Origin of the sequence: Hymenobacter segetis (genome assembly GCF_038448715.1) — a bacterium.
Taxonomy (GTDB): Bacteria; Bacteroidota; Bacteroidia; order Cytophagales; family Hymenobacteraceae; genus Hymenobacter; species Hymenobacter segetis.
In genome coordinates this window covers 23,517-35,978 of the sequence record NZ_JBCEVZ010000024.1, presented here as the reverse complement: position 1 = coordinate 35,978, position 12,462 = coordinate 23,517, and the positions used below count along the sequence as shown (strand labels likewise).

Genomic DNA, 12,462 nt, shown 5'->3' with positions numbered 1-12,462 from the left:
AGCACGAAGTTTTAATGAAACCCAAAGACCTGACCTGCGGCCGCCCGGGCCTCCCCAAACGCCGCCAGGTCCAGTCCCGAATCTACTCCCTTTTCGGCCAGAAAAGCCAATAAATTCTCAGTAGCCATGTTGCCTGTCAGCTCATCGGCCGCCATCGGGCAGCCCCCGATGCCGCCAATCGCGCCATCGAAACGGCGGCATCCAGCCGCATAGGCGGCGGCCACTTTCTCGTGCCAGCTGGTGGGCGTGGTATGCAAATGCGCCCCGAACTCAATGGCTGGGAAGGCCGGAATCAGGGCTGAAAACAGCGGCTCAATAGTAGCCGCCGTGCTGGCCCCAATGGTATCGGACAGCGCCACGATGCGAATACCCAGCGCCGCCAGCTTACTGGTGAAATCGGTCACGATTTCCGGGTTCCAGGCATCGCCGTAGGGATTGCCGAAGCCCATGGAGAGGTAGGTAACCAGCGTTTTGCCATGCTGCTCGCAGCGCTCGTGCATGGCGGCTACCTCGGCCAGTGCTTCGGCCGGGCTCTGATTGGTGTTGCGTCGCTGGAAGGTTTCAGAAACGGAAAGCGGAAAGCCTAAGTAGCTGATTTCTGGATGTTGCAGGGCTGCATCGGCTCCGCGCAGGTTGGCCACGATGGCCAGCAGCTTGGTGCGGGTGGCGCTCAGGTCGAGGCCGGCCAGCACTTCGGCCGTGTCGCGCAGCTGCGGAATGGCTTTGGGCGACACGAAGGAGCCAAAGTCCAGCGTATCAAACCCCACTTGCAGCAGGGTGTTGAGGTAGGCGGTTTTGGTGGTGGTGGGAATGAAGTCGGGCAGGCCCTGCATGGCATCGCGCGGGCATTCAATTAGCTTCATGGGCAGCAGGAGTGAGGGGGCGGATTTGGGGAGGCCCCAAAGGTAGTCGCCCACGCCGCCGTGGGCCGTACGCTACCGCAGTTTGCTCAGCACCCGGCTTTGCAGCAGCTGGCCGTGGCTATCATAATAATCGGTTTTGATAAGGCCGACGGCGGGGTCGTAGTAATCGACCTGCCTGCCGCTGCTTTTCACCTTCAGGCCGGGCTGCGGCGTGGTAGATTGCACGTATTGGCTCGCCACCGGATAGCAGCTGAACGTGCCGGCCGGCACCGTCACCAGCGTCGGGGCCAGGTCTTTCCGGACTTGCATAAGTGTGGCGTCCAGTTTGGCCTTCGCCGCGCTGCCCAGCTGGGCTACTGCCCCGGCCGGGGCAGCGGTGGCTTTGCCCTCCGCATCAAGCAGCTCATATTGAAGATTCCGGCCTTCGGGCAGGCTCGTCGCAGAAGCATCGCCGGCAAATGGGCCACTGGGCTCAAACGTCAGGTCGGCAATGTCGGCGATGCGGGGAAAGCGAGTGGCTTCTTTGGAAAGCTGGGCCTGGGCGGGAGCCGAAATCAACAGCGAAATGGCCACCGCGGGCAGGGCGCGGATAATTGGAAAACGCATTGGACGAGAAATAATGATAGCAGTCGGAGGGGCTTTACGCAGGATTCCAGCGCGGCGGATGAAGTAGCAACTCTGGCCTGCGCATTGCGTTAGCAGGGGCAAAGGTCGTACTTTCGGCCGGCCAGCCCGCTTTAACGGGCGTTTTGACCCCTCGGTTTTCACCATCCATCTGCTGTTTTTATGCCTGATTCCTCCTCTCCCAACTGGGCCGATATGGCCGCCTCGCTGCTCGGCAAGCTCTCCGGCGGCGTCGAGCTAAGCTGCGCCTTCGACCAGATGGAGCTGCAAGTGCCCAACCCACAAAACCCCAACGCCCCCGCCGCCACTTGGAAGCTGAACGGCTCGCTGCGCATCCGCACGCGAGGCGACCAGCCTGCCTCGGCGCCGCAATTGCCCACCAGCAGCACCCCCAATCCCGGTGCCTAGCACGCTCGAAATCGAAGCCCAGCTGGTCATCAACTGGAATGGCCACGCCTTGCAGCTGGCCGCCGCCGGTACCTACCTCATCCTGAACATCCCCAGCCAGCAGGTGCTCGACGAGCTCACGGCCGGCCCGCCCAAGCCGCCGGGCACCCCCAAAGCTCCCAAATCCAGCGGCCCCGACCCGCTCCAGCAAATCAACGACCTGGCCCGGCAGCTGGGCTGGGTGCTTGACCTGCGCGTGGGCGGCAAAACCTACGTGACCTTCGGCGTGCAGCGCACCCCCAAAATCACGCTCAATGCCGTGCTGGGCAAGATTGGCTCGTTCTTCAAGTAGGGCGCAACTTTCGGGCAAATCCGGCTGGTTGTGCAACTAATTATCACGGCGTTAGTTTTGGTAGTATCCCCTTTGGTGCTACCCCATGAACTCCGAATTCGAACGCAATAAGCAGGTTGGAGCGCGACGAAACCCGTCGTCGTTTGGCCGGATTGAGCGCCTGCCGCCGCTGCTGGTGGCGGGCTACCTGGCCATGGTCGCCATCGCCATCATGTTCCTGATGCTGGTGGCGGCCTACGTGACCACCCGCCTGCGCAGCGGGGTGCCCACCGGGCTGCACGCGCTGCCCCGTTACTTTTCGCTCAGTACCATTGTGCTGCTCCTGAGCAGCTACACCATGGGCCAGGCCCGGCGCCTCTACGCCCAGGACGACCTGGGCAGCCTGGCCCGCTGCCTAGGGGCCACGCTGCTGCTGGGCTGCGTATTTGCCGGCCTGCAAGTGCTGGGTTGGCGCGATTTGATGACCCAGGGTGTGTTCTTTCAGGGCCTTACCAGCACCAGCAGCGGCCAGTTTATCTACCTCATTTCGGCCCTGCACGTAGCCCACCTGCTGGGCGGAATGCTCTTTTTGCTGGCGCTACTGCTGCGCGTAACCCACGCCGACCGTGACGCTGTGCGCTCGCTTGTGTTCATTCGCAACCCCTATCATCGCCGACAATTACAACTCATGGGCACCTACTGGCACTTCATCGACGTGCTGTGGGTTGCGCTGTTTGCCGTCTTTCTTTTCATGTATTGAAATTGAAATTGCCGGGCATTGACTGTTGATTTTCAACGCGAAGGGCCGCTCCATCTGGAGCGGCCCTTCGCGTTGAAAATGGGTTGGTATTGAGCCCGATTACGGCTTCACCTCCAGCCAGCCCTTGAACGAGCGGCCATCAGTGTAGGTCACCAGATAGTAGTACAGCCCGCCGCTGCCCTGGCCGGGCCAGCGGAATTCCCGGTCATGCGACTCAAACAGTTGCTGCCCCCAGCGCGAGAAAATCCGGACGCTGGCAAACTGCTCATCGCAGAAGTTGAGCGGCAATTCCGGCAGACGGAACTCATCGTTTATCCGGTCACCGTTCGGGGTGATGATGTTGTAGAGCTTAAGCTCCGGCGAGTCGGGCCGGATGACCTCGAAGCGCACGGTCTGCTTTTGGGCGGCGGGCCGGCAGGTGGCATCCACCAGTTGGAAGGTCACATCCAGCGGGCGGTGCAGCACCACGGCATCGCAGCTCACATCCCAGCGGAAAGTGCCGGCGGCCACGCCCACGCCGTTCTGGGCCGTGAAGCGCATGCCGGCTTCGGCCAGCGAAAAGTTTTCGCTGGTAGCAGTCAGCGTCAGGCCGTCGCGGTCGGCATCAAACCCGGCCAGCGCGGTGGTGAAGGTGGCCCCCAGCGGCAGCCGCACTAAAGGAAGGACCCCGGGGCCCGCCGGCAGTGGGAAAAGCGGGCTGGCTGTGAGCACGGGCGGGGTATTGGCGTAGCGGACGATGATAGGCACCGAAACCGTGGTCGCCTGCCGCGCCTCACAGGGCGTAGTGGCCGCCGCAAACTGGAATACCAGCAACGAATCCGGACCCACGGCCCGGCAGTCCACGCGCCAGCTGAAGCGCCCCAGCTGCTGGTTGCCGGCCGGGGCTTGCGTGAGGGTAGCCCCCAGGCTGCCGGGCGAAAATCCCTGCCCGGTCATTTCCAGCTGAATGGGGTCGTTATCAGGGTCGGCTCCCGTCAGGTTGAAGGTCACCAGGTCGCCCACGCGCACGTGCAAGGGCAGGGATGGCCCGGCCGTGGTAGTGAGCGTGGGCGGCGAGTTGGGCGGGGGCACCGAGGTGAAGGCCACGCGCACGGTATCGCGCTTGGGCAGGCTACAGCCGTCGTCGCCTACCACCACGTCCAGCAGGAAAACCTTGCCGTGGGTGTTGATGCAGTCAGGAAAGCAGAGGGTGGCCGTGAGCGTATCGGGCAGGCCGGGACTGCGCACCGCGCCGCTGGTGGCCGTGGTGAATGCCGGTAGCAGGCCCGAAAAATTGACCGGACTCAGCGACAGCGTGAGGCGCGAGTTGGGGTCGGGGTCGGTGAAGCGCAGGCGCACGCAATGGTTGCCGCCCGGCACCAGGTGCAGGGTGTCGCGGCCCGGCCGGTAGGGGACGTTGCTGGCGGTGGCCGGCAGCAGCACCATGCTGGGCTTGGTGTTGGTGGGGCAGTTGAGGACCATCAGCTGGAAGTCGCGGCGCGACTCGCCAATTTTTTCGCCCTTGCGGTATTCCGAGCAGCTCACGCCAAACACGAACAAGCCCAGGTTGCTGGGCCGCACCGTGAGCCGCCCCGTAAAGCGGTTGATTTGCAGTGTGGGTGTGCCCGGAATCTGATTAAGCGTGCCCAAAGGCGGCAGCGCGGGCTGGCCGGGCAGCGCCGGGGCCGGCTGCTGCCAGGTGATGGGGGAATAGGGACCCGGCGAGGCTACGGCCGGCTTGGGCTGGTTGGCGTTGGAATGCCCGTTGAGTGGGGTCACCAACTCGTACACCAGCGAGTCTTTATCGGCATCCTGGCCGCCGAAATCGTAGTAAAACAGCTCGTTGCGGCAGGCGTAGTCGGCCAGGGGCGGGAAAATGCGCGGGGTGGAATCGTAAAAAGGCTGGCCGCGCCGCACCACTGATGGAAATTCGAGGTAGAAGGTTTGGGCTGCCCCGCCGGGGTCCACAATGTTGCTGATGGAGTTGTTGCGGCAGCATCGCTCCACGGCCGCGTAGTAGCCCTGGGGGCCATTGTACGTGCCGGCCGGGAGCGAAATTACCTTGCTATACACCAGCCGGCGGGTGCTGAGCGTGGGCTTGGCGCAGGCTGGGTTGGTGTAACTGACGAAGGTGTTGCTGGTGAGAGGCAGCAGCACATTCATCATCCGGTTGTTGGTGGCTTTGTCGAAAATACTGGCCGTCAGGTCGGCATCGAGGGCGCTGGGACTGCCGTTGTAGGCGTCAAAGTAAAGGTTGAGCAGGAGGGTGTACGAGTCGCCGGAATTGTGCACCAGCTCCATCTCACCCCCGACTATATGCGTCGCTTTTGCCGGCCCCGCCAACCCCAGCCAGCCCAGTATAAATAGCAGAAAACCAAATGAAAAGGGCTGGAGCAGGCGGGGGCGGTAGAGCATGCCAAACGGGAAAAAGCAAATTAAATCCTGATAAAGCCGAAATATACGCCCGCTCAGGGCAATAGTAAGCCGGGCGGTGGCCGGTGCCGGCCAAGCCATTTTGCCCATAGCCAACGTACCTTCGGATACTCAATGCTCAACCGGCGCAGACCGGATTCGATTTCCTTAATTTTCCACCTTATTTCCCTATGCACCGTCACCTCTACGCGCTAGTTACCAGTTGCTTGCTCAGTATTCCCGCGCCGCTGCTGGCGCAATCTGCGCCCACCGCGCCCCGGCAAATTTTGGCCGGTCCGGATGCCGGATTGGTCTGTGCGGCGGGCCGCATTGCCAATGCCCAGCGCACTGCTACTTCATCGGTGGCGCACCGCGCCAAGATGAACCGCTACGATGTCAAGTATTACAAGCTCGACCTGGCCCTGGAAAATACCTCGCTGAACGTGGCCGGCTCGGTGCTGATGCGGGTGCGGGTGGGCAGTCAGGCGCTTGATTCGCTGGCGTTTGAGCTGTACCAGGCCCCGGCGGGTTCGCCGGCCGGCACGGCCACGCTGCTCATCGACTCGGTGGTGGTGAACGGGAAACGCTCGCCCGGCATCCGGCGGGTGGGGCAGGACGTGAACGCGAAGCTGGCCCAGGTGGCCCCCGCCAATGCCCTGGCCGATGCCCGCATCTACTACCACGGCACGGCCCCGAGCGGCAACTCGGCCGCCATTGGCAACGGCCTGAGCAACCGCACCGAGGGCCAGATTGGCTTCAACAACGTTATTCCCTACAACATCACCTACAGTCTGTCGGAGCCGTTTTCGGCCCACGAGTGGTTCCCGTGCAAGCAGGTGCTCACTGATAAAGCCGACTCCAGCGACGTGTGGGTGACCACCACGCTGCCTAATAAAGTGGGCTCCAACGGCGTGCTGGCGCGCACCGTGAGCCTGCCCAACAACAAGGTCCGCTACGAGTGGAAATCGCGCCATCCGATTGATTATTACCTCATTTCGGTGTCGGTAGCGCCCTACGTGGAGTATGTGAACTACGCCCATCCCACGGGCGGGCCGACGGTGCCCATCGTCAACTACCTGTATAACCAGGATGCGCTGACGTATTACCAGTTCGAAATTGACCGGACGCCCGCCTTCATCGAAAACTACTCCAATCTGGTGGGCCTCTATCCGTTTGCCAACGAAAAGTATGGCCACAGCATGGCCCCGCTGGGCCTGGGCGGCGGCATGGAGCATCAGACCATGACGACACAGGACGGGTTTTTCTTCAACCTCACCGCCCACGAGCTGTTTCACCAGTGGTTCGGCGACAACGTGACCTGCGCTTCGTGGGAGGACATCTGGCTGAACGAAGGCTTTGCTTCCTACGGCGAATACCTTTCGTATCAGACCTTTGCCACGGCCGCTAATGCCCGCACCTGGATGGACAATGCCCACGCTATGGCCCAGCAAAACTCCGGCAGCGTGTACGTGGCCGATACCACCAACGTCGGCCGCATTTTCAGCACTGCCCTGACGTACAAGAAGGGTGCGGCCGTCATCCACATGCTGCGCTACCTGCTGAACGATGACGTGAAGTTTTTCCGCGCCCTGCGCACGTACCAGACCACTTACCGAGGGTCCACGGCGCATACCGCCGATTTGCAGCGCATCTTCGAGGCCGAAGCCGGCTTCTCGCTCACCTATTTCTTTCAGCAGTGGTTTCGGGGCAATGGCTACCCCACCTTCAATGGCCGGTGGAACCAAGTGGGTAGCACCGTCGTGCTCCGCGTGACCGAAACGGCCTCGGTGCCCGCCGTCACGCCGTTTTTCGACACTCAGGTTGACTACCGCCTCACCTTCACCAACGGCACCACGCAGACGGTGCGCCTGCGCCAGTCGCAAGCCACCCAGACGTTCCAGTTTACAGCTACCGGCATGGCATCCAGCATCGCCGTCGACCCCGACCAGTGGATTCTGGACCTGCCCGCCCCCGCGCCCGTGCGCGACAACAGCCTCGCCCTGGCCACCCGCGCCACCGCTGGCGTGGCCCCGCTCACCCTATTCCCCGTGCCCTGCCACGACCAGCTACAGCTTGCCGCCGTGCCCGCCACCACCGCCCGCGCCGAAGTGGTGGATGCCACCGGCCGCGTGGTGCTGCGCCAGGCCCTGCGCACCGCCCAGCCCCAGCTCGATACCCACGCCCTGGCCCCGGGCCTATACTATCTGCGCCTGCTCGGCTCCGGTGGCGACATGCTGGGCCGGGGGCAATTCGTGCGGGATTAGCTTTTCGTTTTAGCCCAAAAAAGGCCGCTTCCGGATTGGGGCGGCCTTTTTTGGGCTTTAATACAATGGCTCCGAGCCATTAGAACTGGCTATGATACTCTGAAATCAGTGCCTGGGTGGCCGGCGTGGGCGGCGGCGCATCGAGCAGGTGCTGGAGCAGCTCATCGAAGGAGCTGGCGGGCGTGAAACCGGGTTGCAGCACCGCGTTGCTGGTGATGCGGATGAACATGGGCTGCCCGTTTACCGCCACCAAATCAATGGTTACCAAGCCGAATCGCTGATTACAATTGCCCGTTTCGGGGCAGTCGGTGGGGTTGGGCTTGAAGAGCTGCTTGAGGACGGTTTCACGCAGGTGCTGCTTGCGCTGGGTGCATTGGTCAGCGCAGGCGCGGTGGTAGCCCAGGCCGAGCAGTCGCTCGCCCAGGTGCTCATAAAAATGCCGGAAATTGCCCGGCCCGATGGTGGGGTCGAAGAAAAACATGGCCCCCTGGCGGCCCGCCTCGTGCATGATTTGCACTTGCAGGCCCCGGCTGCCGCCGGCCCCGCCTTTGCGCAGGTGGTAGGCTTTGTAGTAGGGTTCCAGCCAGTTCAGAAACACGCGCTGCTCTACCCAGCGGGCGTGCCGCCGGGCCTGCGCCGCCGTGAGGGCGACGGCGTGCCAGGCCGCCGGGGCGGCCGCTTTGGGGCGGAACAGCTGCTGAATGAAATCGAACAAAACAGGGGACGTTAGTGGAGTCGAAACACCGGCTTGGGCAAATAGTTTAGGCGCGGCGGGCGGCTTGAACCTTCAAATATGCTCAAATAAGCCCAATTGGCAGCCGCAAAGCCGATACCATGCCACAAAAAACGGCCGGCCTTCTGGGTAGAAAGCCGGCCGGAGCACTAGCGGGGCAGGAGGAGGTTGCTGGGGTTATTTCACCCGCGTCCAGGTCTGCGACTTGCCGATGAGCGAGAAGCCGATGTAGCCTTTCACTTCCATCGTGTTCTGGCTTTCCATTTTCATGTAGCAGGAGTAGGTTTTGCCGGTTTCGGGGTCGTAGATTTTGCCATCGTCCCACTTGTTGTCGCTGTCGTACTTGAAGCCCTGCATGAACACCAAGCCCAGGCGGGGGCGGCTGCGCAGCTTGGGGTCGGGGTTTTGCGAGTCGGTTTTGGGCTTGCCGGTAGCGGGGTCATTGGGAATGGTCAGGCTCACAATTTTGCCGCACAGCTTGTCGCCGCACTTGTAGATTTCAAAGGTGGCTTTCTTCTCCGAATTGGTCCAGATGCCCAGCGGCGACATGGTTTGGGCGGAGGCCATGCCAGCGAGGCCCAGCACGAGGGCAACCAGTAAGAGCAAGGTTTTTTTCATTTCTGAAGAATGGATGAGGTGGGTTTGAGGGGAAAAGGTAAGCAAAAAATTCAGAGGCCAAGCCAGCTGGCCGCACATTATTGGTATGGCAAGTTTACGGCCAAGTTTGTGCGATGGGCCAACCGGGAGAAAATCAAGGATTGTCTGGAAAAATAATACCGCTGTTAATCAGTCTTAAAGCCGCTTTTTGAGCGGTATCGCCCCAAAAAAGCCAGGCAGATTTTGAACCTTAGCCCCCGCTATTAACTTTACCGCTCAGTAGTGAGTGCTACGACCCCATTTAAGCGGCCCCAAGGTGCTGGGCTGCGCAAATGAGGCTATTTCGAACGTAAAGAAAGGAGGTACAAAATGTCTAGTAGTCCCAAACAAATCCTGCCAAGCCTGTCGAATGTCGTACGCTTCACCGCAGTACGCGCCTAACAACAGCTTCGTGGGGTAGCTCCTAAGGCTGCCCACATTCGGCCAGGTCTTATCTGAAAGACGCCGGAACTGCACCCCAGTTTCGCCGCTTGGTAAGATTTGAAGGATTAGATGCCCGGTTTGCCCAGCCGCCCTTTAGTGGGACGGCAAAGGCAGGCCGGGCATCGCTGCGTTTAATGGAATCTGGCTGGCTTACTTGCTGACCTTACTGGCCGGGCGCTTCCTGGCAGCTGTATGAGCTGGCTTGGCCGGCAGCTTGCGTTTCGCGGTGGAAGTCGAGTTCTTTTTAGCCGCCACGGTGGTTTTAGCATGCGCTTTCTTCACCACCGCCTTCTTCCACACGGTGGTTGAAGACGCTGCGTATTTCTTCGTCGCCAGCCGCTGGGGAAGCGCGGGTACGGGCACGGCCACTTCTGCCACGGCCACTCGGCGGGGAGGCAGAACGGCTACGCGTGGTGTGCTCGCTGGGGCCGACAGCAGCTTCGGCCGCGCCGTGGCTACGATGCCGGTGCCCGGCCCCAGTACCCGCCGCACCTGCATGAAGCGCCGTTCGTAGTCGGAGTTCTCTACCTGACTCACTTTCACAAAGGGCTCGCGGCGCGATGATGAGGCGTGCACGAAGCGCAACGGCAGCTCGCCCCGCCTCGATATCACGATGCCGGCGTGGCCCGGCGTGGTGCTGGTAGTAGCCGTGCCGGTGAATACGACGATGTCGCCGGGCTGGGCCTCGGCGCGGGCTACGGGCCGGCCCACGTCAATGAGCAGCGCCGTGGAATGCGGCACCGGCACCCCGAAATGGGCAAACGTGTACATGATGAACCCCGAGCAGTCGAACCCGGTGAGCGGCGAGGTGCCGGCGTACACGTAGGGCGTGCCGCGCTGGGCCAGCCCGAAGGCCACGATGCTATCGGCGCGGGGCGGGAGGGCGGCGGTGGCGGCGGTGCGCAGGGAGGCCGGCTGGGCGCGCAGGTCGGCGTCGGCCAGCCCGGTTGCCGTGGCGGGTTGGGCGGGCTTGTGCTTGCCCAAGCGCGGCAGGATGGCCACCATTGCCAGCAGCAGCCCTACAAAAATCATCCAGATATATCGCATACAAAATTCCGGCAAAAGGAGCGGGGCCGCCGGAAAAGCGCCACGCTAGCTCCTAACGGCGGGGCTGCCCGCTAGGTTGGAGGCAACCCGTGGGGCTTACTTTGTGCCCTTGCTTCCCATTTAGACATTTTTCGAATGCTTAGAAATTCAAACGTACTACTTCGCACCGCTGCTTTGGCGGGACTGCTGTTGGCAACTGAGGGTGTTAACGCGCGCCCGGCCGCCGTGGTGCCCACGCTCCGCTACACGCTGGCTATGCCGCTGCCGCAGTCCCACTACTTCGAGGTGAAGATGGAATTGGGCGGCTTTTCGGCCGACTATACCGATGTGAAAATGCCCGTGTGGGCGCCCGGCTCGTACCTGGTGCGCGAATACGCCAAGAACGTGGAGGGCTTCGAGGCCCAGACCAGCGGCGGGCAGGCCCTGGCAGTGGAGAAAATCAACAAGAATACCTGGCGGGTGCGCCACCCCAAGCAGGCAAGCTTCCGGGTGAGCTACCGGGTTTACGCGTTTGAGCTAAGCGTGCGCACGTCGTTTATCGACGCCGACCACGGCTACCTCAACGGCAGCAGCGTGTTCATGTACCCGGCCGATAACAAGATGTTGGGCAGCACGCTGACTGTGCAGCCCGCCGCCGGCTGGGAGAAAGTGAGCACGGCCCTGCGCCCCGGCCCCGGCAAGTTCACTTACAAAGCCGCGAGCTACGACGAGCTGGCTGATTCGCCGATTGAAATCGGTAACCAGAAAGTATTGGAATTCACCGCCAACGGTACCCCGCACCAGGTGGCCATGTACGGCACCTACACTACCGACGATACCAAGCTGGTGGCCGACATGAAGCGCGTATGCGAAGAAGCGCACCGCGTGGTGGGCCAGAATCCGCTCGACCATTACGTATTCATCGTGCACAACCTGGAGCGTGGCGGCGGCGGCCTGGAGCACCTGTATTCGACCACCCTAGAGGTGAGCCGCGCCGCCTATGGTACCGATGCTGGTATGAAATCCTTTCTGGGCCTGGTGGCGCACGAGTATTTCCACCTCTGGAACGTGAAGCGCATCCGGCCCGTGGCGCTGGGGCCGTTCAACTACGACCAGGAAAACTACACCCACATGCTCTGGGTGAGCGAGGGAATGACCGAGTATTATTCCAAACAGATTCTGGAACGCGCCGGTGTGCTTAGCAAGGAAGAGTACCTGGGCAAGCTGGGTAATGCTATTACGGAGGTGGAAAACACGCCCGGCAACCGCATTCAATCGGCCGCCGAGTCCAGCTTTGATGCCTGGATTAAGTATTACCGGCCCAATGAAAATGCCAACAATACCCAAATTAGCTACTATTCCAAGGGCGACCTGATTGGCACCTGGCTCGACTTGAACATCGCGCAGGCCACCAACGGCGCGAAGCACCTCGACGACGTGATGCGTCTGCTCTACGACACGTATTATCTGAAAGCCAAACGCGGCTTTACCGACCAGGAATACCAGGATGCCGTGGCCACCGTGGCCGGCCGCCGCTTCGACGAGTTCTTCCAGAACAGCGTGTACGGCACCAAGCCCATCGACTTCGCCACCGCCCTCGGCTACGCCGGCCTCACGCTGACCAGCGCGCCGCTGAGCACTGATGGCACGCTCGGAGCCAACTTCTCGAATCGCACCGGCAAATTGCTCGTGGCCAGCGTAATTCGTGACGGTGCCGCCTGGAACACCGGCCTCAGCGCCACCGACGAAGTGCTGCTCATCAACGGTGCCGCACCCAGCGATGAAACGGTGAAAACCCTCATCAGCAGCCCCGTGGGCACCGAAGTGAAGCTGCAGGTGCGCCGCGACGGCCTCACCCGCGACATTACCTTGAAGGCGCTGCCCAACCCGGACCGCAAGTTCACGGTGCAGCCGGTGGCCAGTCCCACCGCTGCCCAGCAGAAAGTGCTGGCTAAGTGGCTGGGGAAATAGTGAGCGAACACACGGATTGTCCGTTGGCAACT

The 12,462-nt window shown here is 61.8% G+C and carries 11 protein-coding genes; 5 read left to right on the top strand and 6 right to left on the bottom strand.

Annotated elements, in window-relative coordinates; all coding sequences use genetic code 11:
* Positions 1-11: 11 nt before the first annotated feature.
* Both AAFH49_RS11625 and AAFH49_RS11620 read right to left on the bottom strand, forming a co-directional pair.
* A complete protein-coding gene (locus AAFH49_RS11625) occupies positions 12-863 on the bottom strand; it encodes a hydroxymethylglutaryl-CoA lyase (protein ID WP_342298261.1) in 852 nt (283 codons plus the stop codon).
* 72 nt (positions 864-935) lie between these two features.
* Complete coding sequence (locus AAFH49_RS11620) at positions 936-1,469, bottom strand: TapB family protein (protein WP_342298260.1); 534 nt, start codon at positions 1,467-1,469, stop codon at positions 936-938.
* 180 nt (positions 1,470-1,649) lie between these two features.
* Here AAFH49_RS11620 and AAFH49_RS11615 point away from each other — a divergent pair, with 180 nt between their 5' ends.
* From AAFH49_RS11615 to AAFH49_RS11605, 3 genes are all read left to right on the top strand, one after another.
* The gene (locus AAFH49_RS11615) at positions 1,650-1,895 is read left to right on the top strand and encodes a hypothetical protein (RefSeq protein ID WP_342298258.1); all 246 of its coding nucleotides are present in this window, start codon (positions 1,650-1,652) and stop codon (positions 1,893-1,895) included.
* Complete coding sequence (locus tag AAFH49_RS11610) at positions 1,888-2,226, top strand: hypothetical protein (RefSeq protein ID WP_198068216.1); 339 nt, start codon at positions 1,888-1,890, stop codon at positions 2,224-2,226. The genes AAFH49_RS11615 and AAFH49_RS11610 overlap by 8 nt, the downstream gene beginning before the upstream one ends.
* An 85-nt stretch (positions 2,227-2,311) precedes the next feature.
* Positions 2,312-2,965, top strand: coding sequence for a cytochrome c oxidase subunit 3 (locus AAFH49_RS11605; RefSeq protein ID WP_342298255.1), 654 nt, complete (start codon positions 2,312-2,314; stop codon positions 2,963-2,965).
* A gap of 99 nt (positions 2,966-3,064) precedes the next feature.
* On the opposite strand, the gene AAFH49_RS11600 is transcribed toward AAFH49_RS11605, so the two are convergent.
* Positions 3,065-5,359 (bottom strand): T9SS type B sorting domain-containing protein, encoded by a 2,295-nt coding sequence (locus AAFH49_RS11600; RefSeq protein ID WP_342298254.1) that lies wholly within the window; start codon positions 5,357-5,359, stop codon positions 3,065-3,067.
* Positions 5,360-5,547: 188 nt separating this feature from the next.
* Here AAFH49_RS11600 and AAFH49_RS11595 point away from each other — a divergent pair, with 188 nt between their 5' ends.
* Complete coding sequence (locus AAFH49_RS11595) at positions 5,548-7,620, top strand: M1 family aminopeptidase (protein WP_342298253.1); 2,073 nt, start codon at positions 5,548-5,550, stop codon at positions 7,618-7,620.
* A gap of 79 nt (positions 7,621-7,699) precedes the next feature.
* On the opposite strand, the gene AAFH49_RS11590 is transcribed toward AAFH49_RS11595, so the two are convergent.
* The 3 genes from AAFH49_RS11590 to AAFH49_RS11580 all read right to left on the bottom strand — a co-directional run bounded on the left by AAFH49_RS11590 (position 7,700) and on the right by AAFH49_RS11580 (position 10,480).
* Entirely contained in the window at positions 7,700-8,335 is a 636-nt protein-coding gene (locus tag AAFH49_RS11590; protein WP_342298252.1) for a hypothetical protein, read from the bottom strand.
* A gap of 195 nt (positions 8,336-8,530) precedes the next feature.
* Entirely contained in the window at positions 8,531-8,971 is a 441-nt protein-coding gene (locus AAFH49_RS11585; protein ID WP_342298251.1) for a DUF2147 domain-containing protein, read from the bottom strand.
* Between the two features lie 612 nt (positions 8,972-9,583).
* Positions 9,584-10,480 (bottom strand): C40 family peptidase, encoded by an 897-nt coding sequence (locus AAFH49_RS11580; RefSeq protein WP_342298250.1) that lies wholly within the window; start codon positions 10,478-10,480, stop codon positions 9,584-9,586.
* Between the two features lie 135 nt (positions 10,481-10,615).
* On the opposite strand from AAFH49_RS11580, the gene AAFH49_RS11575 reads away from it, so the two are divergent.
* On the top strand, positions 10,616-12,430 hold the full coding sequence (locus tag AAFH49_RS11575) for a M61 family metallopeptidase (RefSeq protein ID WP_342298249.1): 1,815 nt from the start codon (positions 10,616-10,618) through the stop codon (positions 12,428-12,430).
* Positions 12,431-12,462: the final 32 nt, after the last annotated feature.

Coding starts and splice junctions, on each gene's coding strand:
- AAFH49_RS11575 (WP_342298249.1), top strand. CDS start 10,616: ATGCTTAGAAATTCAAACGTACTACTTCGCACCGCTGCTTTGGCGGGA.
- AAFH49_RS11585 (WP_342298251.1), bottom strand. CDS start 8,971: ATGAAAAAAACCTTGCTCTTACTGGTTGCCCTCGTGCTGGGCCTCGCT.
- AAFH49_RS11625 (WP_342298261.1), bottom strand. CDS start 863: ATGAAGCTAATTGAATGCCCGCGCGATGCCATGCAGGGCCTGCCCGAC.
- AAFH49_RS11615 (WP_342298258.1), top strand. CDS start 1,650: ATGCCTGATTCCTCCTCTCCCAACTGGGCCGATATGGCCGCCTCGCTG.
- AAFH49_RS11595 (WP_342298253.1), top strand. CDS start 5,548: ATGCACCGTCACCTCTACGCGCTAGTTACCAGTTGCTTGCTCAGTATT.
- AAFH49_RS11600 (WP_342298254.1), bottom strand. CDS start 5,359: ATGCTCTACCGCCCCCGCCTGCTCCAGCCCTTTTCATTTGGTTTTCTG.
- AAFH49_RS11605 (WP_342298255.1), top strand. CDS start 2,312: ATGAACTCCGAATTCGAACGCAATAAGCAGGTTGGAGCGCGACGAAAC.
- AAFH49_RS11580 (WP_342298250.1), bottom strand. CDS start 10,480: ATGCGATATATCTGGATGATTTTTGTAGGGCTGCTGCTGGCAATGGTG.
- AAFH49_RS11620 (WP_342298260.1), bottom strand. CDS start 1,469: ATGCGTTTTCCAATTATCCGCGCCCTGCCCGCGGTGGCCATTTCGCTG.